This window comes from Mesorhizobium sp. M7A.F.Ca.US.007.01.2.1 (assembly GCF_003998165.1).
Taxonomy (GTDB): Bacteria; Pseudomonadota; Alphaproteobacteria; order Rhizobiales; family Rhizobiaceae; genus Mesorhizobium; species Mesorhizobium ciceri.
In genome coordinates this window covers 38,826-64,209 of the sequence record NZ_RZQP01000008.1, presented here as the reverse complement: position 1 = coordinate 64,209, position 25,384 = coordinate 38,826, and the positions used below count along the sequence as shown (strand labels likewise).

The following is a 25,384-nucleotide window of genomic DNA, read 5'->3' as shown; positions in this document are numbered from 1 at the left end:
CGATCATGCTGCGCAATCCGCCATGGCTGAGCGTTGCCCTGTCGGGCGCCAGAATGGCGGGGGCGTCGTCGGCGCCGGCGGCGAGACGGCGGGAGAGATCTGCGTGGGTTTCAGTTTGGGTCATGATCACCGGCTGGATTTCGAACGATTACTGGCGAGAGCCCTTCTGACGGGCTTGCCTCGATATGGGCGCCATTGGACAACGGATCACCTCAATAGCCAAGCGCCAAACCATCCTTGCGCGGATCGGAAGCGCCGGTCAGCGTCCCCTTCTCCCAGTCGATCAGCACCACCTGCCCCCCGCCAAGCGGATGATGCGGTTCGGCGATGCGGTGGCCGCGCCGGCGCAGGCCCTCGGTTGCATCAGTGGGAACGCCACGCTCGGCTTCCACTGTGTCATCGTTGTAAAACACCCTCGGCGCATCCAGTGCCTGCTGCGGGTCCATGCCGAAATCGATCATGTTGGTGAGCAGGTGGACATGGCCAAACGGCTGGTAACCGCCGCCCATGACGCCGAACGGCATCACCACGCGGCCGTTCTTCGTCGCCATGCCCGGCATGATCGTGTGCATCGGCCGCTTGCCCGGCGCGATCGCGTTCGGATGCGCCGGGTCGAGGCGGAAGCTCGAACCACGGTTCTGCAGCACGATACCGGTCTTCGGGCCGACGACGCCACTGCCGAACGAATAATAGGTCGAGTTGATGAAGGAGACCGCGTTGCGGTCGCGGTCGACGATGGAGATATAGACCGTGTCGCTGCCGGGCAGCTCGACGCGCGGCAGATGCGTCATGGCGCGGTCGCGGTCGATCTCGGCGCGTAGCCGGTCGGCATAGGCGCCGGACAGGAGCTGCTTCAGGGGCACCGGGACATGGTCCTGGTCGCCGACATAGCGGTCGCGGTCGCGGTAAGCCAGGCGTCCGGCCTCGATCTCCAGATGCAGGCGTTCGGCGCCATTGGGGTCGAGCCCGCCAAGCTCGAAGCCCGACAGCAAATTGAGCATCAAAAGCGCCGTCAGCCCCTGATTGTTCGGCGGCATCTGGTGGATCTCATGGCCGCCATAGGAGGTGCTGACCGGCGCCACATAGTCGCCTCTGGTCGCGGCAAAATCCTCGGCCGTATGAAGTCCGCCCAATTCGTTAAGCCGGCTCACCATATCGTCGGCGACCGCGCCTTCGTAGAAACCGGACCGGCCGTGTTTGGCGATGATGCGCAAGGTCGCCGCCAGTTCCGGCTGCCGATGGACGTCACCCGCCTTCGGCGCCCTGCCGCCGGGCAGGAAGATGCGCGCGGCATGCTCGTCGGCCGACAGGTCGGTCTCCGGCTCGGCCCAGTCGAAGGCGACGCGGTCGTGCACGACATAGCCGTTCTCGGCATAGTGAATGGCCGGGGCCAGCGCCTCGGCAAGGCCCTTGCGGCCATGGTCTTCGAGCAGGCGGCTCCAGGCGTCGACGGCGCCCGGTACGGTGACCGCATGCGGACCCTGCAGCGGGATGCGGTCGAAGCCTTTTTCGAGATACCAGCCGACCGTCGCCCTGGCCGGCGCCCGGCCGGAGCCGTTGAAGGCCAGCACATTGCCTTGTCCTCCGGGAGAATAAAGCACGAAGCAGTCGCCACCGATGCCCGTCGATTGCGGCTCGACCACACCCTGCACGGCGGCGGCGCAGACCGCGGCGTCCATGGCATTGCCGCCGGAGCGCAGCATGTCGATGGCCGCAAGCGTTGCAAGCGGATGCGAGGTCGCGGCAACCGCCTCGGTGGCACGAACCGGCGAGCGGCCGGGAAACTGGAAATCACGCATTCTGTCTGAATATCCCCTAGTCACTTCTGCAAATTGGTCACTTCTGCGAATTGATCTGGTGAAATCAATGCCGCCGGCCGAAGATCTGCGCAACCGACAACAGCACGACCGACAGAACGATCAGGCAGGTCGAGATGGCGGCGATCGTCGGGTCGATCTGGTCGCGCAGCGCATTGAACATACGGCGCGTCAATGTCGTCGTCTCGCCACCCGAGATGAACAGCGAAACCACCACCTCATCGAAGGACGTAATGAAGGCAAACAGCGCGCCCGAGACAATCGAGAAGCGGATCTGCGGCATCGTCACCTGCCAGAAGGCGGCGACGCGGCCGGCGCCAAGGCTGCGCGCCACGCGCTCCTGGTTCATGTCGTAGGAGCGCAATCCAGACAGCACGGTCAGCACCACCAACGGCAGCGCCTGCACCGTATGCGCGATGACCAGGCCGGTCAGCGTGTTGTTGAGGCCGATGCGCGCATAGAGGAAGAAGGTGCCGATGCCGATCAGGATCACAGGGACGATGAGCGACGCCGTCAGCAGCGCGTTGATGGTGCCGTTGAAGCGCAGCGTGCCCCGGTTGATGGCATAGGCGGCCGCGGTGCCGAGCGGTGTCGCCACCAGCACTGTCATGACAGCCACCTTGACCGAGACGATCGTGGCATCGCGCCACTCCAGCGACCCGAAATAGGCCTGGTACCAGCGCAGCGACCATTGCTGCGGCGGGAATTGCAGCAGCGTCGAATCGGAAAACGACATGATGACGATGATGATCGACGGTGCGATCAGGAACAGCAGCACGAGGCCGCCGAGGCAATAGAGCCATAGGCGTTGCCGGTGCGAGATGGGCAGGCCGAGATCCCTACTCATCTCGAACTCCACACGCCGGTGGCCCGCGCGCCGAGCAGCCACTGGAACAGGCCGAGAAGCGCCAGCGTCACCACCAGCAGCACCACGCCCAGTGCTGCACCCGCGCCCCAGTTTGAATAGAGGCTGGTGGTCTGTTCCATGCGCATCGCCCACATGATGACCTTGCCGCCGCCCATCAAAGCCGGCGTGACGAAGAAGCCCAGGCAGAGCACGAAGACGATGACCACGCCCGAGGCGAGGCCTGGCAGCGACAGCGGAAAGAAGATCTGCCGGAAGGTGGCAGCCGGGCCGGCGCCGAGATTCATGCCGGCGCGCAGGCAGTCGGTGTCGATGGTCTTCATCGAGGCGTAGAGCGGCAGCACCAGGAACGGCAGCAAGATATGCGTCATGCCGATGACGACGCCGGAAAAATTGTTGGCAAGCGATAGCGGCTGGCTGATGATTCCGAGATCGATCAGCCAGCTGTTGATCAGTCCCTTGCGCTGCAGGATCACCAGCCAGGCATAGGTGCGCACCAGCACCGATGTCCAGAACGGCAGGATGACGAAGATCAGGCAGATCGACGCCGCCCGCCGCGGCAGTTGCGACAGCATGTAGGCCAAGGGATAGCCGAGCAGCACGCAGGCGCCGGTGACGATGAAGGCGACCTTGAAGGTGGTGATGAAGGTCTTGATGTAGGAGGCCTGCTCGAAGAATCGCGCATAATTGGCGGCGCTGAAGCCGCCCGCTTCGTCGAACAGCGACAGCCAGAACAGCCAGCCGATCGGCACGATGATGATGGCGAAGACCAGAAGCAGGCTTGGCGACAACAGCGCCAGCAGCCGTAGTGATTCACGCCGGGCGTCGGCGTGAAGTCCCTGCGTGTTGAACTCCCGGCCTGCGGCGCTGCCGATCTCTTCCATGAGGGCGGGCTGCGCGCTCATCAGTCTGCCGCCACCAGGATCGTGTCCTGCGCATCGAGACCGAATGAGACTGGCTGGCCGGGCGCCGGCATTTTGGCCAGCACATCGCTGCGGCAATAGTCGCGCAAAGTCAGCTGGCGGCCGTCGCGCAACGCCGCGTAGCAGACGAAGCTGTCGCCCTGATAGATGATGTCGCTGACTTTCGCCTCGAGCACGTTGACGCCGCTTGTCGGTTCGGCGTCTGCCAGGAGCCGCAGCTTTTCCGGCCGCACCACCATCAGGTGCTGGCCTGCCGCCGGCACTGGTGCCGCGGTGTGGATTCTCCGGTCCTCGTACCAGACGGAGCCGTTGCGGCACTCGACCGGAATGAAATTCGATTCGCCGATGAAGCCGGCTACAAATCGCGTTTGCGGCCTGGCGTAGAGGGTTTCAGGCTTGTCGAGTTGTTCGATGCGCCCGGCGTTCATGACCGCGATGCGGTCGGACATGGTTATGGCTTCGCGCTGGTCGTGCGTGACATAGACGGTGGTCATGCCGAGCCGGCGATGCAGGGCGCGCAGCTCGATCTGCATGTGCTCGCGCAGGCCCTTGTCGAGCGCCGACAAGGGTTCGTCCATCAGCACGATGCGCGGCTCGAAGACGATGGCGCGCGCCAGCGCCACACGCTGTCGCTGGCCGCCGGAGAGCTGGTCGACCCGGCGCTCGCCCAGGCCCTGCAATTTCACCAGATCGAGCGCCTTCTCGACACGTTCGGCCGTCTCGGCGGCGGCGACGCCGCGCTGCTTCAGCGGAAAGGCGATGTTGTGGAAGACGTTCATGTGCGGAAACAGCGCGTAGTTCTGGAACACCATGCCGATGTTGCGCTTGTGCGGCGGCGTGGTGATGATCTCGTCGCCGCCGACCTTGATCGAGCCGGCATTGGCCCGCACGAAACCGGCCAGGATCATCAGCAGCGTCGTCTTGCCGGAACCGGAAGGGCCGAGCAGCGTCAGGAATTCGCCGGCCTTGACATCGAGGTTAAGGTCGCGCAGCACAGGCACGCTGCCAAATCGTTTCTCGATCCCGCGCATGCCGATGGGCAACGCGGATGGCGCAATGGACAAGATTTTTCGCTCCTTAGCCGCAGAGAACAGGTGGCGAGGCAGTGGCTGGTTACGCTGCCCGCCGTAAGCTTGTGTCCGCAGCCTATTGCTGGATCAGATTGTTGAACTTCTCCGTCGCCTCGATCAGATTGTCGCGCCAGAACTCGGCGTCCTGCAGCACCTGTTTCTTGACGTTTTCGGGCGCCGAATTGATGTCCTTGATCCTGTCCTGCGGGATCTTGCCGGTCTCGAAAGCCTTCTCGTTTACTGGGCCATTGTCGACGTAGAGCGGCAGATTGGCCTGCAGCTGCGGGCTGACGAACATCGCAAGCGCCTTCATCGCGGCTTCCTTGTTCTTGGCACCCTTGGGGATGACCATGCAGTCGGCGGTCAGCACGCCCTGATCGAAGGAGAAACTGACCGGCGCGCCTTCCTTCTTCAAGGTGCCGGCGCGGCCGTTCCAGATGCTCGCCATGTCGACTTCGCCGTCTTTCACCAGTTGCATGGCCTGCGCGCCGGAGGTCCACCAGGCGTCGACATGGCCACGGATCTTGTCGACGGATTTCAGCGCGCCGTCGACATCCACGGGATAGACCTTGTCGATCGGCAGGCCCGAGGCGAGAGCCGCGACGCTCAGCGTTTCGGTCGCCTGGCTGCCGCTCAACGCGCGCCGTCCCGGAAACTTTTCCACGTTCCAGAAGTCGGCCCAGGTCTTGGGGCCTTTGTCGCCGAACACGTCGGTCCGATAGATCAGCACGACGGAGGTGTAGGAAATGCCGACCCAGTCATCGTGGACAAGCTTCGGGTTGATGCCGGTCTTATCGATGATGCCGTAGTCGAGCTTTTCGAACAGCCCTTCCTTCGAACCGCGCGCGCATTCGTCGGCGCCAAGTTCGGTGATGTCCCATTTCACTGCATTGCCGGTCACCTGCAGCCGTACGTCGTCGAGGCCGTTGGTGGTGTCCTCCTTGATGGTGATGCCGAGCGCGTCGGTTGTCGGCTTGAAGAACGCCTTGGTCTGCGCTTCCTGGTAGGTGCCGCCCCACGAGGCGACGGTGATGGTGTCGCCCGCCACGGCGGGGGCCGCGACCGCTGCCATGAGGGCGGCCACCGCGACAACGCTGATGCTTCTGGTCCTGTTCATTTTCGGCTCTCCACCGGTGTTCCCATTGTTTTTGATTTCGCATGCTATTTTGTATACAATTTTGAGTGTAGCTTCGGGATCAGCGATGTCAACACCGATCGGCGCGCCTGGGGTCGTCGACCCGGGCTGGGAGATGGGGCGCCGGGGCGTGGCAAACCGCGCCGACTTTGAATACAGCTATGCGTGAGAACATATGCCGGCGGAAAGACCGGAGAACTGGAAACGGAACTTGGCCAAGGAAACCAAAAACACGCTGCGCGACTCGGTCTATTCCGCGCTCAAGGCGATGATCGTGACCGGCCAGATTCCGCCGGGCTCACGCGTCACCGAAAACGACATCGCGGCGAAGCTGACTGTCAGCCGCACCCCGGTGCGCGAGGCCTTCAACCGCCTCGAGCGCGACGGCCTGGTCACCGGCCGGCCGCGCCAGGGCTATGTCGTCACCGAGTTCGACATCAACATGTTCCGCGAGGCCTTCGAGATCCGCGAACTGCTCGACGGCCACGCGACGGCACTGGCCGCCGCTGCTGCGACGGAACAGGACAAGGCGCGGCTGCGTGCCATGCTGGCCGAATGCGAGCGGCTGGCCGCCATTCCGGAGCGCACCACGCGCGAAAAATTCCAGGAGCTCGAAGTCGGCATCGACCTGCACCGCGTCATCGCCGAAATCAGCGGCAATGCGATGCTGCATGGCATGCTGTGCGGCATCCTCGACAAGTGCCAGCACTATGTCTGGACCGAACTGTTGTGGCTCGACGAATGGAAGATCGCCCGCGACGAGCATGCCGAGATCGTCGAGGCGATCTGCGCCGGCGATGCCGCCCGAGCCGGCACGCTGGCCCGCGCCCACGTAAGGGGCTCGCGCGACAATGTGCTGCGCCTGCTGCAGGCGAAATCGGACTACCAGAGTTTTCTGGCCAAGGCGTCCTGAGCGGCGCTGGTGGGCGGCGTCAGATGGTCCGAGCGGCCATGGATATTGCTATCGACAGCACTACTATATGTCTCACGAACTGCGACGAGGACGGTCCAGTGCTTCCCTCGACAGGGCTCGATCGGTTGAGCGCATTTTCGGATGGCGTGTTCGCCGTCCTCATCACGGTGCTGGTCCTCGACTTGCGCCCGCCGGAGTTGCCGACGTTCAAGGCGCTTCTGGAGCTCTGGCCGACATGGCTGAGCTACAGCGTCAGCTATCTCTTCATCGCCATCGTCTGGGCGAACCATCATCATCTGTTACGCCACGCCAGGGAGGCGACAGCCAGCCTGATGTGGTACAATTTCGCACATCTGTTCTCGGTTTCGCTGCTGCCGCTGGCGACCGCGTGGATGGCGGTCAGCGAGCTGGCGCCGCAGCCGGTCGCCTTCTATGCCGCCGTCTTCTTCCTGGTGAACCTGACCTACATTCTTCTGATCCGCGAACTCATCGACCCGATGCCGGAGAACGCGGTTCCGCTCGCGGTGCGCAAGCGCATGCGCATCCGGTCGCTCGCGACGCTCTGCCTATTCGCGCTGGCGGGGCTGGTCGCCCTGAAATATCCAGTCGCGGGCTTGGCGATCTGTTGCTGCTGCTTGGCCGTCTATCTCAGGCCGGAAGCGCCGGGGGCAGGCAAAAGCTCGGGCAAAGGCTGAATTCTCGCACCCGACGCGTTGGACGGCTTCAGCCCTTGCGCTCCTGAAGGCTGTTGCCGCCATCGACCACCAGCAGGGCGCCGTTGACATAGCTGGCGCCTTCCGAGGCCAGGAACACGACCGCGGCGGCCACCTCATCCGGTCGCCCGGCCCGCGCCGGCGGCGTATTCAGGGCGGCTTGCCGCTCCATCTCGCTCGACGACCCTGTTTCGATCCAGCCGGGAGCCACGGCGTTGGCCGTGATGCCGTTTTTCGCCACTTCGAGCGCCAGCGTGCGTGTCAGGCCGACCATGCCGGCCTTGGCGGCGGAATAGGCTGATGTGCCTTCGAAAGACACCAGCGGTCCGGTGACTGACGCCACATTGACGATACGCCCATAGCCCGCTTCGACCATCGCCGGCAGAAACGCCTTGGTGACGAGGAATGCCGTCTTCAGGCTGACGTCGATCCCATGGTCCCAGTCGGCCTCGGTCATGGCGAGAAACGCCTTGTCGACCGATGGCGATGCCAGCGAGCCCATGCCGGCATTGTTGACAACGATATCGACCGCGCCGACATCAGCCCGCAACCGCGCGACATCGGCAGCTATGGTGAGATCGGCGACCACGGCCTTGGCGTCGATGCCTTCTGCACGGAGCTCAACGGCGCGATCGAGCACACGCTCACTGGCACCGGTGAGAAAAACGGCATGGCCGGCATGGCCGGCATGGCCGAGCTGGCGGGCAATGGCGAAACCGATGCCGTCGGCCGCTCCGGCCCCGGTGATCAAAGCGCGCTTGATGGGGGTAAAGGTCATGGTCAAATCAGGCTCCGCTGGTTGCGCCTGTCGCGGTCTTACCACGCACATTGGGGTGATGGCGCTGCGAAGATTTGCTCTGCAACATCCCGCCCGCTGTGCGTTCTCGACGTGCGAAGACGAGCCGAACGAGGCGTGGCGATAGAGCGGGCGTGGGAAGGACGATCTTGATGCCCGAGATCCGGAAAATACCGTGTCTTCCGCAGGTGGGTGCTATGCGAGCGGGGCGAAACGGACTCAGCGTGAGCCAATCGCGCGGGTTAGATCCTCTTGTCTCAATTCCGATGTCGTAGCGCGTCGACGATGACCTTGAACGCGGGAAGATTCTGACGACGGCTCGGATAATAAAGGAAATAACCGTCGAAGAAGGGCGACCAATCATCGAGAACCTGCACCAGCAGGCCCGAGGCGATGTGCTGCTCCACGATGTTCTCGGGCACATAGGCGATGCCGTAGCGGTGCACGGCTGCGTCGATCATGGCGTAGGAATTGTTGAAGGTCAGCTGGCCGTTTACCCGGACGCGCAACGCCTGCCCATCCTTCTCGAACTCCCATGCATAAAGACCGCCGGCGGTCTCGTGACGCATATTGATGCAGACGTGGCGGATCAGGTCCTGTGGGTGCTCAGGCACACCACGCGCGGCGAAATAGTCGGGAGAAGCCACGGCCACCAAACGCCAGTCCGGACCAATTCGGACCGCGATCATGTCCTTCTCGACGCTCTCTCCCAACCGGACGCCCGCGTCGAAGCCCTCCTCGACGATGTTGCGGAACGTGCTGTCCAGGATCAGTTCGACACCGATATCGGGATAGGCGCTGAGGATCGGCTTCAGCTTGGGCCAAACCACGCTTTCAAGCGCGTGGTCGGACAGCGTCAGCCTGATCGAGCCCGAGGGTTTTTCACGAAACGCCATCAACGCGGCGATCTCATCCTCGATTTCGCCGATGCGCGGGGCGATCGTCTGTAACAGCCGCTCGCCTGCGGCGGTCGTCGCGACATTGCGCGTGGTGCGGGTCAGGAGGCGTATGCCCATTTGCGCTTCGAGCTGCTTGATCCTGTGACTGAGCGTCGACTGCGCGACGCCGAGCTTTGCCGCCGCCTTGGTGAAGCTGCGCTCCTCGGCGACGGCCTGAAACCACGTCAGTTGATTGAGGTCGGTTTTGGCCATGAGCTTCTCTCGTTTGCCATGCCGCAGCACATTATTCGATGTGGTCGATTAGTTCATGCGAATTTCGATGGCTAATCGCTTTATGGCAAAGCCACTAGTTTTGCGTTGCAACAATTCAGCAGGAGCAAACGACATGGCGATTGCCGCCGCAACCGATGCGGATAGCAAACCGGACGCCGCCTGGGGCGCGGTTCTTTCGATGGCACTGTGTGTGGCAATGCTGATCGCCTCGGAATTCATGCCGGTCAGCCTGCTCACCCCCATGGCCGAAGGATTGCGCGCAACTGAGGGACAGACCGGACAGGCGATCTCGATCAGCGGTCTTTTCGCCATAGCGGCGAGCATGGTCATCACCACTGCCGCTGGAACGCTGAACCGCAAATGGGTTCTGGTCGCGATGACGGCTTTCATGCTGTTGTCACTGGTTCTGGTTGCGGCGGCCCCGAATTTCTCCGTGCTGATGCTCAGTCGAGGCCTGTTGGGCATCTGCATCGGCGGCTTCTGGGCACTGGCCACCGCCGTCATCATGCGGCTGGTCCCTGAAAGGGATGTGCCGCGCGCGCTCGCCTTGATGTATGGCGGACAGGCGATCGCTGCGGCCTTCGCCGCGCCGATCGGCAGCTATCTCGGCGCCGTGTTCGGCTGGCGCGCGGTGTTCTGGGCGCTGACGCCAATCGTCGCCATCAACCTCGTCTGGCACTTGATCGCGCTGCCGTCGTTGCCCGCGCGCCAGCGGCAGGATTTCCGGACGATGTTCGGCCTGCTGAAGCGCCCCCATTTCCTGCGCGGCCTTATTGCCTCGATGTTATCCTGGGGCTCGGCCTTCACCATGTTCACCTATCTGCGCCCCTTCCTGGAGCAGGTGACGGGCGTCAACGTGGGGACGCTCTCGATCCTGTTGCTTGTACTGGGCTGTGCGGGCTTCCTCGGAACATGGGCGACAGGGCGTTTCGTGAGCGGCAATGTCGCACCGCTGCTGCGGTTGCCCGCGCTGCTGATGGGCGGCTGCACGCTGGGGCTCCTGCTTCTCGGCGGTTCGGTAGCCGCCGCCGGCCTCTTCCTTGCTCTCTGGGGCGCGGCGAACACCGCAATGTCTGTGATCTGGATGACGTGGATGTCCCAAAACGCGGACGATGCGCCGGAAGCCGCCGGAAGCCTGATGGTCGCAGCCATCCAGGCGTCGATCCTGCTCGGTGCCGTGGTCGGCGGGCTGCTGCTGGATGGCATGACGGTCTTCGCGACCTTCGCCGGCAGCGTGGTTCTCGCCGGCCTTGCAATCGCCCTGATCGGCAATGGCCGGCGGTTGCTGAAGCCCGGACGCCCCGCACTGACGTTCGTTCAACGAACTGCCCAATCCCAATTCATACCAACAGGAGATCGGAAATGCCCATGAATACCCCTGACACGAAAAATTCGGCAAGCGTCATCCACCGGCGCGAACTGTTGAAGTTGACCGGCGCAGGCGTCGCCGCCTTCGGTGCAGTTTCAATATCCAACCCCTTCAAAGCAAAGGCTCAGAATATGTCAAAGGAATGGGATAAGGTCTTTCCGCTCAGCGATAAGATCGATCACGAGAAGATCACGTTCAAGAACCGCTACGGCATCACACTGTCGGGTGATCTCTATCTGCCGAAGGACCGGGCCGGCGGACGTCTGCCGGCGCTTGCCGTCGGCGGTCCGTTCGGCGCTGTTAAGGAACAATCCTCTGGCCTTTACGCGCAGACGATGGCCGAGCGCGGCTTCGTCGCACTGGCTTTCGATCCGTCCTACACCGGCGAAAGCGGCGGCGAGCCGCGCAATCTCGCTTCGCCGGACATCAACACCGAGGATTTCAGCGCGGCCGTCGACTATCTCGGCCTGCACGCCGCCGTCGACCGTGAGCGCATCGGCGTCATCGGCATCTGCGGCTGGGGCGGCATGGCTTTGAATGCCGTCGCCGCAGACAAGCGCGTCAAGGCCGTGGTGGCGAGCACCATGTACGACATGACCCGTGTTATGTCGAAGGGCTACAACGACAGCGTGACCCCCGAACAGCGCGCACAGACATTGGAGCAACTGGGTCGGCAGCGTTGGACGGATGCGGAAAACGGCGCGCCAGCCTATCAACCACCCTACAACGACCTGCACGGCGGCGAGGCGCAGTTCCTGGTCGACTACCATGACTATTACAGGACGCCGCGCGGCTACCATGCGCGCGCGGTCAACTCAGGCAATTCCTGGACGCAGACCACGCCGCTGTCGTTCATGAATATGCCGATCCTGACCTACATCGCTGAAATCTCGCCGCGCCCGATCCTGTTCATCCATGGCGAAAAGGCCCATTCGCGCTACTTCAGCGAAACCGCCTTCGCGGCAGCGGCGGAGCCGAAGGAACTCATGATCATTCCAGGCGCCAGCCACACCGATCTTTACGACAAGGTGGACGTGATCCCGTTCGACAAGCTGACCAGCTTCTTCAACCAGCATCTCGCTGCCTGACCAGGTCGTATCGTCGAAGGGTGCGGCCGTGTGCAGGAACGATGGACATGGCCGCACCGACCGGGAGACTTTAAATGACACGCGCCGCCGTATGGCTTTCACGCCGCACCTTGCTGGCAGGTGCTGCCAGCCTCGCGCTCCCCTCTTCGGTGCGCTCTCAGACCGACGCAGCCACGGATAGGAAAGGAGCCACCATGCGCCTTAGATTCATCTTCGGGGATCAGGATTTCACGGCGACGCTGGAGGACAATCCTTCCGCGCACGATCTGGTCTCGATCCTGCCGCTGGATCTGACGATCGACGACTATTCGACCAACGAGAAGATCGCCTACCTGCCGCGCAAGCTCACCGAGGAAGGCAGCGGTCGCTTCGGCAACGAGGCGACTGGCGATCTCTGCTACTACGCCCCCTGGGGCAATCTGGCGATGTTTCATGGTCCCTACCGCTGGTCGCGCGGCCTGATCCGGCTCGGGCGACTGGACCAGGGCCCGGCGCCCCTTCTGACGCGCGGAGAACATCCGCTGCGCGTCGAAATGCTTTCCTGAACCCGGGAAGGCCGCTGCGCATGGGGACAATGCCGCGGATGCCGGAAAACCGAAGCAGGTTTCGAGTGACTGACACACGCCGACCAAGTGGTATGAGCGCCTGCTGACCTCGATCCATGATCTGATACAAATAAATGATGCTCGCCTGTCGGGAGCTCGCTGTCAGATCGTCGTCGGCACCATCCACATCAATCACCGCTTGGAACGCCGCTCCGGCCGCGTCGGAACTCCGCCAATCTGAAGAGATTCGAACTCTTTACTGCCTAACGCCGCCGTTTCTACGCTTTTTCGCTCGCAGGCTATTCCCCGCTCGTCGCGTAGGCGCCAATTCGGCAGCTATATCGTCGCAGGGAAACGATGATGGTTTTGGCGCACCCGACAGGATTCGAACCTGTGACCTCTGCCTTCGGAGGGCAGCGCTCTATCCAGCTGAGCTACGGGTGCTTTCCGGAATCCGGAAAACGAACCAGCCGGTGAACCGGCAAGTCACGGCTTCTTAGCGGAAGCCGGGGCGGGCTTCAACGGGCAATTGGAGATTGGCGTAGCGACTTGGCTCGATGCGTCCGGGCTGCGGCCTATGAGGTTTCCGCCCCCGCCTTCACCGTCCGCCTTCCACGCACCGCCCGCTTCGGCTTCTTAGCGCCCGCCAGTTCGTGCATCGCGTCCAGCTGCATCTGCTGCATTTCGGCCAGGCGCGTCCATTGGCGCGAGATGAGGTAGTCGAGTTTTTCGTGCAGATGGCGCACTTCGAGCTCGGCCTTGAGGTTGACGCGGTAGTCGTTGAAGGAGCGCAGGCGGTCCTTGGACTCCTGCCGCCGCTGGCTCATCATGATGATCGGCGCCTGGATGGCGGCAATGCAGGAGAGCAGCAGGTTGAGCAGGATGAAGGGATAGGGATCGAAAGCGGCGCTCATGCCGGCGACCAGATTGATGCCGATCCACACCAGAAGCACGCTGCCGAACGAGATCAGGAACCACCAGCTGCCGCCGAATGCCGCCATGTTGTCGGAGACGCGGTCGGCGAAGGTGCGGTGCTCCTCGAATTCTTCTTCCGAGTTTTCGGAAATCGTGTCCTGCCTGGCGATCGATTCGACCACCTGACGGTCGAGCTCGGAGAATTCGCCGTGCTCCTGCTGCAGCAACTCCTCCATGTAGCGCATGCGGTAGCGGCCGAGCTCGGCGCGGCTGATGCGGGCGCCCGCCGGCAGGTCGGGATGGTCCGAGCGGATGCGGTCAGCGAGGCTCGGGCGCAGCGTGTCGATGCGCACCAGATCGCGCTTGCGGAATTTGCGGCCCGATATCGCCGACGGCTTTTTCTTCGGCTTGCCACGGTGGGCGCCTGGACCAGCGGGGTCGGAGTCCGGCACTTCGGGCGTGTCGAAGTGTTCGTCCGATACCGGATCGGCCTCCAGCTCACCGACGATCGGCGCCTCGAAATACTCGCCGCCGTCATCGTTCTGATTGTCTGCCGCCTGTTCGGGCGTTTTGGGGACGGTGCTCATGGTGGGCTCCTGAGGGTGCTGGGCGACGATAGACAGAGGTGGCGGCGCATAGCCAGCGCCGGGCACGGATTTCGCAGGCCGGACAAGTGTTTTTGATCGGAGAAGGCGATGTGGCTGGCGGCGGCTCGCCTCTCAGGGCGGGTGGAGACGTTCCAGATTGGCCGGAGCGGGAAGAACTTGCCCGATGTTTGCGGCAATCACCCCCCTCTGTCCTGCCGGACATCTCCCCCTCAAGGGGGGAGATTGGCTGTTGTCCCGGCTTTCGCCAATTTCCACCGTCACAGGAGTGAGCGGAGCGCCGAAGCTGCCAATCTCCCCCCTGCGGGGGTTGAGGAGCGGTCCGCGTAGCGGGTGGAAAGCCAATTGCTTGGCTTTCCGAGCGACGAAGATCCGGCAGGACAGAGGGGCGCTGTCCCCGCCAACGTGCACAAGGTTCTGCAGGGCGGCGGGCAACAAAAAACCCGCCTTGCGGGCGGGTCACGTTTCCAGTCGATCAATTGGCGCGACTCAGCACCATACCGAAAATAGTAGCATAGCTGCCCTCAGGGTCAAGAAAAAATTCCTATCGACATCCATCCCCGCGCAGCCAAGCGCGATGCTTGCTACCGGCAGCTCGCCCTTCGCAGGCTCAGGGCGTTCGTCGTTCAAAAAGCCAAGCAATTGGCTTTTTGTCCGCTACGCGGACCACTCCTCACTGTTCCGCGAACATCAGCCTGGTCTTGGCGCCGTCCGTGGTCGGCGACAGGCTGCGCTGGATCAGCGCTTCGACATGGTCGTTGCGCTGGCGGGCTGAGTCGGCGCCCATCACCACGACGATCAAATTGCGGCCGTCGGCATTGTAGGAGGTGACGATGTTGAAGCCGGACGCCCTGATGTAGCCGGTCTTGATGCCGTCGACGCCGCGCACGCGGCCGAGCATGTCGTTGTGGCCGCGCACCAGCCGGCCGCGGAACATGAAGTCGCTTTCGGAGAAATAGTGGAACTGCTGGGGAAAGCGCTGATGCAGCGCCATGCCGAGCACCGCCATGTCGCGCGCCGTCGTCATCTGGCCATCGTCGGGCAGGCCCGACGCGTTGCGGAAGGTCGTGCTGGTCATGCCGAGCTGGCGCGCCTTGGATGTCATCATGGCGGCGAACTGATCCTCCGAGCCGCCGAGATATTCGCCGACCGCCACCGCCACGTCATTGGCCGATTTGACGACGATGGCGCGGATCGCGGAATCGACGTCGATGCTCTCGCCGCGCCGGAAGCGCATCTTGGTCGGCGGCTGCGAGGCGGCATGGTCCGACACCGGGATCTGCGTCTGCTTGCTGACGCGGCCGGAGTCCAGCGCCTCGAACAAAAGATACAGCGTCATCATCTTGGTCAGCGAGGCGGGGTAGCGCTGCGCCGTCGAGCTGACCTCGAACAGCTGCTTGCCGGTCCTGGCGTCAACCACGATGGCCGCATATTTCTGCGCCGGCGCCGGCACGGCCAGCACGCTGTCGGGCGGCGTCGTGGCGCAGCCGGCCAGCAGCACCAGCAGGGCTAGTGCCGCAAAAACTCTCTGGATGAGCGGAAGGGGACGCAGGTAGGACAAGGGCTGGACTGTTCTGGGTCGGCTGTTGCTGAGATGAGACGACGCTAACGTAACGCGGCTGTTGCGTCCATTTGGTTAATGCCGGTTAGCCCCAGGATTGTCGAGCCTCGCAAGCTTGGCATCCGCCCCGAAAACGCCGGTTTTCCCGTGTCTTTGCTTGCCAAGGCCGCGTTTCCCGTGGGAAGGGGCGTGGTATCGAGGGCTTGGGGGCTTGGCATGACGAACATCGGGGCCGGGGGCGCTGCGCCCTCGCTTATCAGGGCATCACTCAGCCGCACCGGCAAATGGGCCGGCAGCGTCGCCTTTGTCGGGGGTGCCGTATCCGACATCCTCAATCCGCTGGCGCCGTTCGCCGCCTATATCGCGCTGGTCGCCGCGGTCGCCGCAATCATCATCGCCATTGCCATCGTGCTCCGGCTGGTGCTGGCGGCCAAGGCGCTGCCGGCCTTGATCTTCGCCACCAGTGCGGCGGCCGTCGCCGGCGGCGTCTACGGCCTGCAGCAGCAGACCAACGCCCAGCACGGGGTGATCGCCAGCCTGGTGCCGGCCATTGCCGGGTTGCAGCAGTCGATGGGCATCGTTACCGAGAAAGTTGCGAAGATCGAGCAGACCGTCACGCAGACGCAAAAGACGGTGGAGGCGGTCAAGCAGTCGACCGACACGGTGGCGAAAAAGACCGACGAGATCGCGTCCGTCCAGCAGCAGCAGACTGAGCGGACGGCGGAAGTGCAGAAGACCACCGACGAGGTGAAGAAGGAGACCGAGACGCTGGTCGCCGGCCAGGCGCAGCAGCAGGCCCAGACCGAGAAGCTGCAAGCGACGACCGTGCAGATCGCCGCCTCGATCGACATCATCGCCAAGGGCTTTGCCGCCTTGGCCGCGCAGGGCGGGGCGATCGCCGAGCCGAAGCGGCCGGACGAGTTCTACCACAATGCCCGCGTCTACGAGTTGTCCGGCGACATGCTCAATGCGCGGCGCTCCTACCTCGCCTTTGCCGGCTTCGACGTCGACGCCATCGACCCCTATACGCGCTTTGCCACGCTGCTTCGGGTGCAGGACGGCAAGGCCGGCGCGCGCGAGGTGTTCGGCGCGCTTGCCGACAAGGGCAAGGCGCTGTCGATCAAGCTCGTGCATATCCAGCAGTTCGACGACGCCCAGCGCCTCGACAAGCTCAACGCCTTCATATCAGCCAATCCAGATTTCGCGCCGGCCTATTTCCTGTTGGCGCAGGAGTTTTCCGAAGACCGCCTCGGCGCCCAGACGCTGGCCGACAAGCGCAACGAGGCCAAGGCGCTGACCAAGTTCACGTCCTACGAAAAGGATGGCGGGTTGCTCAAATATTTCGTCGACCAGACGCAGTTGGCCGACTGGCTGGACCGCAGCCGCAGCCGGCTGGCGGCGCTTGGCGACGTGCTCGACCCCGCCCGCTTCGTGCCTTCGCTGACGCCGATGCGCTCCAACCAGGGCTGGTCGATGACCATCTCGCTGCCCGAGCCGGCGACCGCCATCTCCTGGCGCATGGGCGACAGCGGTCCGTTCACCGACACCGGTTTCCTGGCCATGAACGACCAGACGACCGGCAAGCCGATGGCCAATCCGAGCTTCGAGATGCCCGACAGCACGGTGGCGGGAATCATTGCGATCAAATATCTCGACATCAGGGGCCGCGAGACCGGCCCGTTCGACATCCGCTTCGACCCCGAGACAGCGCTTCAGCAAGGCAACAAGCAGATCCTCGACCAGTTCTGGACCTCGTGGATCGCCTTCGATGCCAGCGGCAACCACGGCCTGGTCTATTTCACCCAGATGCTGTCCTACCGCTGCGCCATCAAACAGGTGCATTACAGCCTGAACGGCGCGGCACTCGACAAGGAGATCAAGATGCCGCCTTGCGACAAGAAGGACCCCTACGCCATCCCCTACGACTACCAGCCCTATTTCAAGGTCGCCGACAGCGTGAAATCGATGTCGGTGCAGGTCACCTACACCGACGACACCAAGTCGCCGGTGCGAGAATACAAGCGACAGTAGCTCACCCTCCCCTTGTGGGGAAGGTGAAGGTGCGCGATGCAAAAATGCCCTGTCGCAGTGCTTGCGCAACCGCCGCCGAACGGGTTCTGTTTGTGCCTTCAGAATCGGTGACAGCGCAAATGACCATCCACACCATCAAGGCCAGAGGCATTTCGGTTTCGCTCGACCTCACGGTCGGCCACATCGCCGACATGGTCGTCGAGGCTGGCGGGCGGCAGCTGAAGCCGCTGCATCGCGCGCCCTGGGTCGATGCGAACGAGACGCTGCCGAAAGACCTGCCGGAAGGCACGGTTCGGCTGTCCGGCGATTTTCTCTGCGCGCCGTTTTCGCGCAGCGATGTCGAGGAAGCGCCGCTGCATGGCTGCCCGGCCAACAGCGCCTGGGATGTCGTCGAAAGTGTCGCGACCGACGATGGCTGGCGCGCCGTCTACCGCCTGCGGCACGAGGTGATGGGCGCTTCGGTCGACAAGATCCTGACGCTGCGCGACGGCCATCCCTTCCTCTACCAGGAGCATGTATTTTCCGGCGGTCATGGTGCGATCTCGGTCGCCCATCACCCGATGACGGCCATGACCGGCGGCGGCAGGCTGGCCTTTTCGCCCAAGCGTTTTGCCGCGACGCTGGACGATCCGCTGGAGCCCGATCCCGCACGCGGCCGCTTCATGCTCGCCTATCCGGCTCGCTCCACCGATCTCGGCCATTTTCCCGCCGCCGGCGGCGGCACGCTCGACCTGACGGAATACCGCATGGATGACCGCCGCGAGGATTTCATCACGCTGGTCGAAGCCGACCATGGCGGGCCCGGATGGACCGCGCTTGCACGACAGGCCGAGGACGATCTGGTGCTGGTGCTGAAGAACCCGGCCGAACTGCCAATCACCATGCTGTGGTTCAGCAATGGCGGGCGCGACTACGCCCCATGGAGCGGCCGCCACCTTGGCGTGCTCGGCATCGAGGATGGCCGCGCTGCCGTCGGCCATGCCGCCTCGATCGGCGACAACTGGCTGAAGCGCGAAGGGGTGGCGACCGCTTTTGCGCTGGGCGAAGGCCAAAGCGTGTCCTTTCGCCACGTCATCGGCGTCCTGCCGCTGTCGGGCGGCGAGCCGCCGCGGGACGTCACGACGGCGGATGGCCGCATGCGGCTGCATGCCGGCGGTTCGACGCGGGAGGTTCCCTTCGACAGCGATTTCCTGCGCATCGGCCAGCCGCTGGCCTCGTAGGTGTGATTGCGCGGCCGCAGGGTTTGAAATTTCCGTGAACTGTCGCCAAGATGTGGCCGAAATCATCATGCGGAACATGGTGGATCTGAAGCTCTGCCAGAGAGGCTCTCATGTCCGAAATCGCCCATCTCGCCGCCACCATCTTCAAGCGTGCCGGCAAGGCAAACCGCTTCATCGTCGCCATTGCCGGTCCACCGGGCGCCGGCAAGTCGACGCTGTCGGCAAGGCTGCATGAACTGCTGCCCGAAGGTGCAGCGGAGGTCGTACCGATGGACGGCTTCCACTATGACGACGCCGTGCTCGAGCGGCGCGGTCTGCGCGCGCGCAAGGGCGCGCCGGAAACCTTCGACTTTGCCGGTTTTGAGGCCTTGCTGAAGCGTATCCGTGCCGGTGAACCCGACATCGCCATTCCGGTCTTCGACCGCAACATGGAACTGTCGCGCGCCGCAGCCTCGATCGTCGCCACAGAAACCAAGTTCATCCTGGTCGAAGGCAATTACCTGCTGCTCGACGAAGAGCCGTGGTCGCGGCTGGCGCCGCTGTTCGATTTCTCGATCTTCGTCGACGTGCCGCGCAACGAGCTCGAGCGCCGCCTAATGGAGCGCTGGCACGAGCATGGCCGCTCCGATGAAGATGCGCGCGCCTGGATCGCTTCCAACGACCTGCCCAACATCGAGCGCGTGCTCGCGCGGCGCAGTGCCGCCGATCTGGTGATCGGCCTTTCCGCTTGATTCGACGGATTGTGCAAGGGGAACCTTAAGACTTTCAGGCCGTTATCCCGACACGACAATTGTGCCAAAAGAGGGATTCGGTCCAATGGCAACCAAGGCAAAAAAGCCTGCGCCCGCCAAGGGCAAGGCGACCCAATCCAAAACCGGCGCCGGCCCGGCAATGACAGGCCGTTCAAAGGACGCCAAGCCGGCTTTCGGCAAGGCAGCGCCGAAGAAAGTGGTGCCGGCCGCAGCGAAAGCCGCGCCAAAAGCCGCAAAGCCGAAGAAGCCCGCGAGTTCCAGCGACTCCTTGGGCGGCAGTGCGATGCGCACGGCCAAGGCCACGGCCAACGTCGCTGCCGGCGCGGTCATGGTCGCCGCCCGAGGTGCTGCGTCGCTCGCTGCTTCCGTCATGGGCAAAGGCGGTTCGAAAGCTAAAGCGAAGGCGAAATAGCCGCGCTTCGGAGGCTGGTTTTTCTATCCCTTGGCCGGGATGGTCAGGCCTTTTTGCACCGCCGGCCGCGCCAGGCCGCGCTCCAGCCATGTTCCCAGATGGGCGAAATCGTCAAAGCCGACGAGTTCGCGCGCTTCGTAGAATCCGATCAGGTTGCGCACCCAACCGAGCAGCGAGATGTCGGCGATGGTGTAGTCATTGCCCATGATCCACTTGCGCCCTTTCAGCCGGCCGTCGAGCACGCCGAGCAGTCGCTTTGACTCGTCGCGATAGCGCTCGAGAGGGCGTTTGTCGGCGATCTCGCGGCCGGCGAATTTGTGGAAGAAGCCGACCTGGCCGAACATCGGCCCGACCGAGGCCATCTGGAAGAACACCCACTGGATGGTCTCGTAGCGGCGCGCGCCATCAATGGGCATGAGCAGGCCGGTCTTTTCAGCAAGGTAGAGCAGGATGGCGCCGGATTCGAACAGGCCGATCGGCTTGCCGTCCGGGCCGTTGGGATCGATGATCGCCGGTATCTTGCCGTTGGGATTGAGCGACAGGAATTCCGGTGTCCAGCTTTCGTTCTGGCCGATGTTGACCCAATGCGGCTCGTAAGGAAGGCCGAGTTCCTCCAGGGCGATCGATATCTTCACCCCGTTCGGCGTTGTCGCCGAATAGAGCTGGAGCTGGTCCGGATGCTTGGCCGGCCAACGCGTTGCGATCGGAAAGGCGGACAGGTCTGCCATGGAAACTCCTGGATGAGGATTCGCGCCGAGCGGCGCGGTTTTGGCGGGTCGGCCAAGGATTAGACGCGGCGCACGGCACGATCAATATGGCGGCGAAGGGTTTCATCGAGCACGGACAGTCAACGGAATGGCCGGCCCGGGGCAGATCCGCCCGCCCCTTAGATCAGACAGCCTTGAAGGCCAGCACGGCATTGGTGCCGCCGAACGCGAAGCCGTTGCTGATCGCGGCGCGCACCTTGCGCTCGCGCGGCACATTCGGCGTGACGTCGAGGTCGCAATCGGGATCGGCCTCACGAAAATTGGCCGTCGGCGGCACGATGCCTTCGCGGATCGCCATCACGCAGGCGATCATCTCCAGCGCACCCGATGCGCCGAGGCAATGGGCGTGCATCGACTTGGTCGACGACACCGAAAGCTTGTAGGCATGGTCGCCGAAGACGCGCTTGATCGCTGCCGTCTCGATCTGGTCGTTGGCCTTGGTGCCGGTGCCATGGGCATTGAGGTAGTCGACATCCTCGGGATTGAAACCGGCATCGGCGAGGCAGGCGCGCATGGCCGCCGTCGGCCCTTCGACGGTCGGCGCGACAATGTCGGAGGCGTCGGCGGAGAGGCCGGCGCCGGCGACCTCGGCAAGGATGGTGGCGCCGCGCGCCATGGCGTGCTCGTACGTCTCCAGGACCGCCATGCCGGCGCCCTCGCCGAGCGACAGTCCCTGGCGGTCGGCCGAAAATGGCCGGCAGGTGTCGGGCGCCAGCACGCGCAATGCTTCCCAGCCCTTCAGGATGCCCCAGACCAGCGGCGCATCGGTGCCGCCGGCGACCATCACGTCGGCGCGGCCAAGTCTGATCTGGTCGACAGCCGAGGCGATGGCGTGGTTGGACGACGAACAGGCCGAGGTGACGCCGAAGACCGGGCCGCGCAGGCCCAGATTCATGCTGACATGGCCGGAGGCCGCGCTTGGCATGACCTTTGGCACGGTGAAGATGCCGGCGCGGTTCTTGCCCTCGACCAGGATGGCGCGATAGCTCTCTTCGATCGCCTCCCAGCCGCAGACGCCGACACCGACGACCGTGCCCATCCGATAGGTGGTGGCTTCATTCGAGACCAGGCCGGCGTGCTGCATGGCTTCCCTGGCTGCGATCGTCGCCAGCAGGCTGAAGCGGTCCATCGACACGGTCTGCTTGCGGTCGATGCCGTGATCGGGAAGCGTCTTGATTTCGCAGCCGACCTTGACCTTCAGATCATGCAGTTGGGGACTTGTGATCTGGCCGATGGCCGAGCGGCCGGCGCGCATCTCGTTCCAGATCGCGGGCGCGCTGGTGCCGAGCCCGCAAATGCCGCCCATGCCGGTGATGACAACGCGCTGCCGCATTCAGTTCAGGCTTTTTTCGCGATCAGCGCGCGCACAGCTTCGACCATGTCGCCGACGTTCTTCAGATTGCTCCAGGCGTCGACCGTGTTCATCTCGATCTCGATGCCATACTCTTCCTCAAGATCGAAGATAATCTCCGTCAGCTCGAGCGAATGGATGCCAAGCGAGGTCAATTCGGTGGTGGTGGTGATTTCTTCGCCGCCCGGCTCGGCATGAGCCTTGATCTTCGCGATGATATCCGTTGCCAGCTGGTCGGCCATTCGGTTCCTTCCCCACTATCTCGCGTTTCCCGACGCCGACTGAGCAGCGCCCCTTTTTCTCCTGGTATCAAGCCGCCGTCGTCGTTTAATACCCCCGCCAAGCGCAGCATGACCGTACCAAGGTGGTTCCCTCTATAGAAACCGAAACGTTGTCAAGCAACAAGCTATATCGAACTCCATATCGACAAAGCCGCCGGAGTGCTTAACGTGCAGGCATGGATATGGGCGAACATGGCGGGATTTCGACGCAGCGCGTTGCGGGCGTGGCGCGGCTTTCCTGTGCGCTCAGTGAGGGCCGCACGCGCCTGCGGCGCCTCTATCAGGACGGCGCCGCCAAGATAAGAATGCCGGCCGTCTCGGCCGATCCGCTCGAAGCGGTGCTGATCAACACCGCCGGCGGAATGACGGGCGGCGACCGTATCGCCTGGGACGTGGATGTCGGCGCGGCCGCTTCGGCATCGATCACCACGCAGGCCTGCGAGAAGATCTACCGGGCGTCATCCGACCATGCCGAAGTGCGGGTCAATTTGTCGGTCGGGGAAAACGGCCGCATCGCCTGGCTGCCGCAGGAAACCATCGTCTTCGACAGGGCGGCCTTTGCCCGTACGCTCAACGTCGAGCTTGCCGTCGGCGCCGAGGCGCTGGTGCTGGAAGCCGCCGTCTTCGGCCGCCTGGCGATGGGCGAACGCGCCACGCAGGGCAACTTCCATGACCGCTGGCGTGTGCGTCAGGATGGCGCCCTCGTTCATGCCGAGGATTTCCGCATCGGGCCCGATATCGCCGCAACGCTCGATCGCCCGGCGGTTGCCGGCGGCGCGATCGCGGTGGCGACATTGCTTCTGGTGTCGCCGCGCGCCGAAGCCCTGCTCGATCCGGTTCTGGAGATCGTCGGCGACCAGGGCAGCGCCAGCGCCTGGTGCGTGAAGAAATCTGGCAAGCTTCTTGCGAGGCTCTACGCCGGGGATGGCTCCCGACTGCGCCAGCGGCTGGTTCCACTCGTCGAATTGCTCAACGGAAGGGCGGGGTTGCCCAAATTATGGTCACTATAGGCCTGCCTCTACCAATCCAGGGAAACGCATGAACCTGACGCCGAGGGAAAAGGACAAGCTGCTGATCGCCATGGCGGCGATGGTGGCGCGCAAGCGGCTCGAACGCGGCGTCAAGCTCAACCATCCGGAAGCGATTGCGCTGATCACCGATTTCGTCGTCGAAGGCGCCCGCGACGGCCGTCCGGTCGCCGAACTGATGGAAGCCGGCGCTCATGTCGTCAGCCGCGCGCAAGTCATGGAAGGCATCGCCGAGATGATCCATGACGTGCAGGTCGAGGCGACGTTTCCCGACGGCACCAAGCTGGTGACCGTGCACGAACCGATCCGTTGAGGAGGACAGGATGCTGGAGCTGCGTCCCAACTGCGAATGCTGCGACAAGGACCTACCGCCCGAGGCGACGGATGCGCTGATCTGCACCTTCGAGTGCACCTTTTGCGCCGGATGCGTGGAACAGGTGTTGGGCGGCATCTGCCCCAATTGCGGCGGTGGTTTTTCGGCGCGGCCGATCCGCCCGGCAGCGATGCTGAAGAAATATCCGGCGTCGAGCAAACGCGTTCTCAAGGCCGAAGGCTGCGGCCCCCGCAAGGCGGCGTGAACACCAGACCGAGCAAAACGAAAGGCAAACAGAATGATATCCGCCAAACGCCTCTGCCTGTCGGCGATCCTGCTGCTGGCCGCCGCCCTGCCGGCCTATGCCCATGTCGGCCTGGGTACCACCTCCTCCTTCACGGCCGGCTTCATGCACCCGCTCTCCGGCCTCGATCACATGACGGTGATGATCGCGGTCGGGCTGTGGGCGGCGCTCAAGGGCGGCAAGGCGATTCTTGCCTGGCCCGCTGCCTTTGTCGGCGTCATGCTGGTCGGCGGCGCGCTGGGCGTGCTGCATATGCCGCTGCCCTTCGTCGAACCGGGCATACTGGCATCGGTCGTGACACTCGGACTGCTGGTGGCGCTGGCGATCGATCTGCCGGTCTCGGCCGGCGTCGCCATCATCGGCCTGTTCGCACTTTTCCACGGCCACGCGCATGGCACCGAGGTGCCGGAGAATGCCGGCGGGCTTGAATACATGGCCGGCTTTGCCATCGCCACGCTGTTGCTGCATGCCACCGGCATCGCCGCCGGTCTCGGTCTCGGCATCCGGTTTCGTGGCCTGGCCCGCGCTGCCGGTGCCGCCTGCGCGGCGATCGGCATCGGTCTCGCCTTCGGCATCGTGTGAGGGTGACCATGATCCCCGGTGAAATCATCACGGTGGGCGGCGACATCGAGCTCAACAAGGGCCTGCAGACCGTCACCCTGAAAATCGCCAACAGCGGCGACCGGCCGATCCAGGTCGGCAGCCACTACCATTTCTTCGAAACCAATGAGGGGCTGAAATTCGACCGCGAACGGGCGCGTGGCATGCGCCTCGACATTGCCGCGGGCACGGCCATGCGCTTCGAGCCGGGCCAGGAGCGCGACGTCACGCTGGTGCCGCTCGGCGGCAAGCGCGAGGTCTACGGATTTCAGCAGAAGGTGATGGGCAAGCTGTGAAATCTTCCGGCGCGCTCAGCTCAGTTCGATGGCTTGGCCGCGGCGTAGATGACGATCTTTCCGGGATTGTCGAATTCGACGGCGAGGACATCCTGCGCCTGCACGCGCCGCGATTCGATGGCGTTGAACAGCAGCGCGTTGGCCTCGATCTCCTTGCGCAGCTCCGTAATGTCGTCCTGATGCTGCTTGACCTTGGTCTCGATCTCCGGCGGCGGGCCGCCTTCGCTGCGCGCGGCGTCGGTGAGGAACACGATGTCGACCTTGTCGAGCTTGGAGGTCTTGCGCACCGTGCCGATGTTTTCACGCGTGCGGTCGATCGCCGTGTTGACGTTGCCGGCCTCAGTGTTGGCCTTGGCCTCTTCCTGTTTGACCTGCGAGCCGACGATGCGATTGACGGTCTCCGTGCTTTCCAGTCCTTGCGCCTGCAGTCCGGCAGCAGGACCAGCCGCCGCCAGGAACGTCATGGCGGCGACTGCCTGCATTCTGGTCGAGAAAGAAGTGATCGCCATCGCTCGCTCCTGAGAGAAATCGTTTCGGGGCGC

At 63.7% G+C, this 25,384-nt stretch carries 27 protein-coding genes and 1 tRNA gene; 13 read left to right on the top strand and 15 right to left on the bottom strand.

All coding sequences use genetic code 11. The features are described from left to right. Positions 1-212: 212 nt before the first annotated feature. From ggt to EN949_RS02935, 5 genes are all read right to left on the bottom strand, one after another. On the bottom strand, positions 213-1,799 hold the full coding sequence (gene ggt / locus EN949_RS02955) for a gamma-glutamyltransferase (protein ID WP_013528519.1): 1,587 nt from the start codon (positions 1,797-1,799) through the stop codon (positions 213-215). Between the two features lie 64 nt (positions 1,800-1,863). Further along, positions 1,864-2,664, bottom strand: coding sequence for an ABC transporter permease (locus EN949_RS02950; RefSeq protein ID WP_027161127.1), 801 nt, complete (start codon positions 2,662-2,664; stop codon positions 1,864-1,866). Further along, the gene (locus EN949_RS02945) at positions 2,661-3,587 is read right to left on the bottom strand and encodes an ABC transporter permease (protein WP_084015515.1); all 927 of its coding nucleotides are present in this window, start codon (positions 3,585-3,587) and stop codon (positions 2,661-2,663) included. The genes EN949_RS02950 and EN949_RS02945 overlap by 4 nt, the downstream gene beginning before the upstream one ends. Then, positions 3,587-4,669: an ABC transporter ATP-binding protein gene (locus tag EN949_RS02940; RefSeq protein ID WP_127365442.1), complete on the bottom strand. Its 1,083-nt coding sequence runs from the start codon at positions 4,667-4,669 to the stop codon at positions 3,587-3,589. Before EN949_RS02940 ends, EN949_RS02945 begins: the two co-directional genes overlap by 1 nt. An 82-nt stretch (positions 4,670-4,751) precedes the next feature. Beyond that, positions 4,752-5,792: an ABC transporter substrate-binding protein gene (locus EN949_RS02935; protein WP_127365441.1), complete on the bottom strand. Its 1,041-nt coding sequence runs from the start codon at positions 5,790-5,792 to the stop codon at positions 4,752-4,754. Between the two features lie 229 nt (positions 5,793-6,021). On the opposite strand from EN949_RS02935, the gene EN949_RS02925 reads away from it, so the two are divergent. Beyond that, the gene (locus EN949_RS02925) at positions 6,022-6,723 is read left to right on the top strand and encodes a GntR family transcriptional regulator (RefSeq protein WP_164745804.1); all 702 of its coding nucleotides are present in this window, start codon (positions 6,022-6,024) and stop codon (positions 6,721-6,723) included. Between the two features lie 125 nt (positions 6,724-6,848). Beyond that, on the top strand, positions 6,849-7,418 hold the full coding sequence (locus tag EN949_RS02920; protein WP_027161123.1) for a TMEM175 family protein: 570 nt from the start codon (positions 6,849-6,851) through the stop codon (positions 7,416-7,418). 28 nt (positions 7,419-7,446) lie between these two features. Here the strand turns inward: EN949_RS02920 and EN949_RS02915 are convergent, their stop codons facing one another. Further along, on the bottom strand, positions 7,447-8,214 hold the full coding sequence (locus EN949_RS02915) for an SDR family NAD(P)-dependent oxidoreductase (protein ID WP_127365440.1): 768 nt from the start codon (positions 8,212-8,214) through the stop codon (positions 7,447-7,449). 275 nt (positions 8,215-8,489) lie between these two features. After that, a complete protein-coding gene (locus EN949_RS02910) occupies positions 8,490-9,383 on the bottom strand; it encodes a LysR family transcriptional regulator (protein ID WP_127365439.1) in 894 nt (297 codons plus the stop codon). Positions 9,384-9,516: 133 nt separating this feature from the next. On the opposite strand from EN949_RS02910, the gene EN949_RS02905 reads away from it, so the two are divergent. From EN949_RS02905 to EN949_RS02895, 3 genes are all read left to right on the top strand, one after another. Then, complete coding sequence (locus tag EN949_RS02905; protein ID WP_127371628.1) at positions 9,517-10,776, top strand: MFS transporter; 1,260 nt, start codon at positions 9,517-9,519, stop codon at positions 10,774-10,776. Next, positions 10,767-11,861, top strand: a complete 1,095-nt coding sequence (locus EN949_RS02900; protein ID WP_127365437.1) for an alpha/beta hydrolase — start codon at positions 10,767-10,769, stop codon at positions 11,859-11,861. The genes EN949_RS02905 and EN949_RS02900 overlap by 10 nt, the downstream gene beginning before the upstream one ends. A 74-nt stretch (positions 11,862-11,935) precedes the next feature. Then, on the top strand, positions 11,936-12,406 hold the full coding sequence (locus tag EN949_RS02895) for a cyclophilin-like fold protein (RefSeq protein ID WP_024502099.1): 471 nt from the start codon (positions 11,936-11,938) through the stop codon (positions 12,404-12,406). Between the two features lie 367 nt (positions 12,407-12,773). On the opposite strand, the gene EN949_RS02890 is transcribed toward EN949_RS02895, so the two are convergent. The 3 genes from EN949_RS02890 to EN949_RS02875 all read right to left on the bottom strand — a co-directional run bounded on the left by EN949_RS02890 (position 12,774) and on the right by EN949_RS02875 (position 15,487). After that, a tRNA-Arg gene (locus EN949_RS02890) sits at positions 12,774-12,850 on the bottom strand. Positions 12,851-12,981: 131 nt separating this feature from the next. Beyond that, positions 12,982-13,908: a DUF1003 domain-containing protein gene (locus tag EN949_RS02885; protein ID WP_127371143.1), complete on the bottom strand. Its 927-nt coding sequence runs from the start codon at positions 13,906-13,908 to the stop codon at positions 12,982-12,984. A gap of 691 nt (positions 13,909-14,599) precedes the next feature. Continuing rightward, positions 14,600-15,487: a D-alanyl-D-alanine carboxypeptidase family protein gene (locus EN949_RS02875; protein ID WP_127366568.1), complete on the bottom strand. Its 888-nt coding sequence runs from the start codon at positions 15,485-15,487 to the stop codon at positions 14,600-14,602. A gap of 216 nt (positions 15,488-15,703) precedes the next feature. On the opposite strand from EN949_RS02875, the gene EN949_RS02870 reads away from it, so the two are divergent. From EN949_RS02870 to EN949_RS02860, 3 genes are all read left to right on the top strand, one after another. After that, positions 15,704-17,518 (top strand): methyl-accepting chemotaxis protein, encoded by a 1,815-nt coding sequence (locus EN949_RS02870; RefSeq protein ID WP_164755077.1) that lies wholly within the window; start codon positions 15,704-15,706, stop codon positions 17,516-17,518. A 119-nt stretch (positions 17,519-17,637) separates the two neighbouring features. Further along, positions 17,638-18,738, top strand: coding sequence for a hypothetical protein (locus EN949_RS02865; protein ID WP_127366570.1), 1,101 nt, complete (start codon positions 17,638-17,640; stop codon positions 18,736-18,738). A gap of 110 nt (positions 18,739-18,848) precedes the next feature. After that, entirely contained in the window at positions 18,849-19,469 is a 621-nt protein-coding gene (locus tag EN949_RS02860; protein ID WP_063169761.1) for a nucleoside triphosphate hydrolase, read from the top strand. Positions 19,470-19,511: 42 nt separating this feature from the next. Here EN949_RS02860 and EN949_RS35765 read toward each other — a convergent pair whose 3' ends face one another. The 4 genes from EN949_RS35765 to EN949_RS02840 all read right to left on the bottom strand — a co-directional run bounded on the left by EN949_RS35765 (position 19,512) and on the right by EN949_RS02840 (position 22,262). Then, positions 19,512-19,787 carry a hypothetical protein gene (locus EN949_RS35765; RefSeq protein WP_164755075.1) on the bottom strand — a complete coding sequence of 92 codons (276 nt, stop codon included), beginning with the start codon at positions 19,785-19,787 and terminating at the stop codon, positions 19,512-19,514. Positions 19,788-19,925: 138 nt separating this feature from the next. Further along, positions 19,926-20,630: a glutathione S-transferase N-terminal domain-containing protein gene (locus tag EN949_RS02850; RefSeq protein ID WP_027161063.1), complete on the bottom strand. Its 705-nt coding sequence runs from the start codon at positions 20,628-20,630 to the stop codon at positions 19,926-19,928. A gap of 163 nt (positions 20,631-20,793) precedes the next feature. Further along, a complete protein-coding gene (locus EN949_RS02845; RefSeq protein WP_063170976.1) occupies positions 20,794-22,002 on the bottom strand; it encodes a beta-ketoacyl-[acyl-carrier-protein] synthase family protein in 1,209 nt (402 codons plus the stop codon). Positions 22,003-22,007: 5 nt separating this feature from the next. After that, a complete protein-coding gene (locus EN949_RS02840; RefSeq protein WP_013528393.1) occupies positions 22,008-22,262 on the bottom strand; it encodes an acyl carrier protein in 255 nt (84 codons plus the stop codon). Positions 22,263-22,483: 221 nt separating this feature from the next. On the opposite strand from EN949_RS02840, the gene EN949_RS02835 reads away from it, so the two are divergent. Genes EN949_RS02835 through EN949_RS02815 form a run of 5 tightly spaced genes read left to right on the top strand, consistent with a single transcriptional unit; the run spans position 22,484 to position 24,842 of the window. Then, positions 22,484-23,311, top strand: coding sequence for an urease accessory protein UreD (locus tag EN949_RS02835; protein ID WP_127366075.1), 828 nt, complete (start codon positions 22,484-22,486; stop codon positions 23,309-23,311). A gap of 28 nt (positions 23,312-23,339) precedes the next feature. Then, positions 23,340-23,642 (top strand): urease subunit gamma, encoded by a 303-nt coding sequence (locus tag EN949_RS02830; protein WP_013528395.1) that lies wholly within the window; start codon positions 23,340-23,342, stop codon positions 23,640-23,642. 10 nt (positions 23,643-23,652) lie between these two features. Beyond that, positions 23,653-23,907 carry a DUF1272 domain-containing protein gene (locus EN949_RS02825; RefSeq protein ID WP_027161066.1) on the top strand — a complete coding sequence of 85 codons (255 nt, stop codon included), beginning with the start codon at positions 23,653-23,655 and terminating at the stop codon, positions 23,905-23,907. 33 nt (positions 23,908-23,940) lie between these two features. Continuing rightward, positions 23,941-24,528 carry a HupE/UreJ family protein gene (locus EN949_RS02820; protein ID WP_127366071.1) on the top strand — a complete coding sequence of 196 codons (588 nt, stop codon included), beginning with the start codon at positions 23,941-23,943 and terminating at the stop codon, positions 24,526-24,528. An 8-nt stretch (positions 24,529-24,536) separates the two neighbouring features. After that, positions 24,537-24,842, top strand: a complete 306-nt coding sequence (locus EN949_RS02815; RefSeq protein WP_127366072.1) for an urease subunit beta — start codon at positions 24,537-24,539, stop codon at positions 24,840-24,842. Between the two features lie 20 nt (positions 24,843-24,862). Here the strand turns inward: EN949_RS02815 and EN949_RS02810 are convergent, their stop codons facing one another. Beyond that, on the bottom strand, positions 24,863-25,351 hold the full coding sequence (locus EN949_RS02810) for a hypothetical protein (protein ID WP_127371627.1): 489 nt from the start codon (positions 25,349-25,351) through the stop codon (positions 24,863-24,865). Positions 25,352-25,384: the final 33 nt, after the last annotated feature.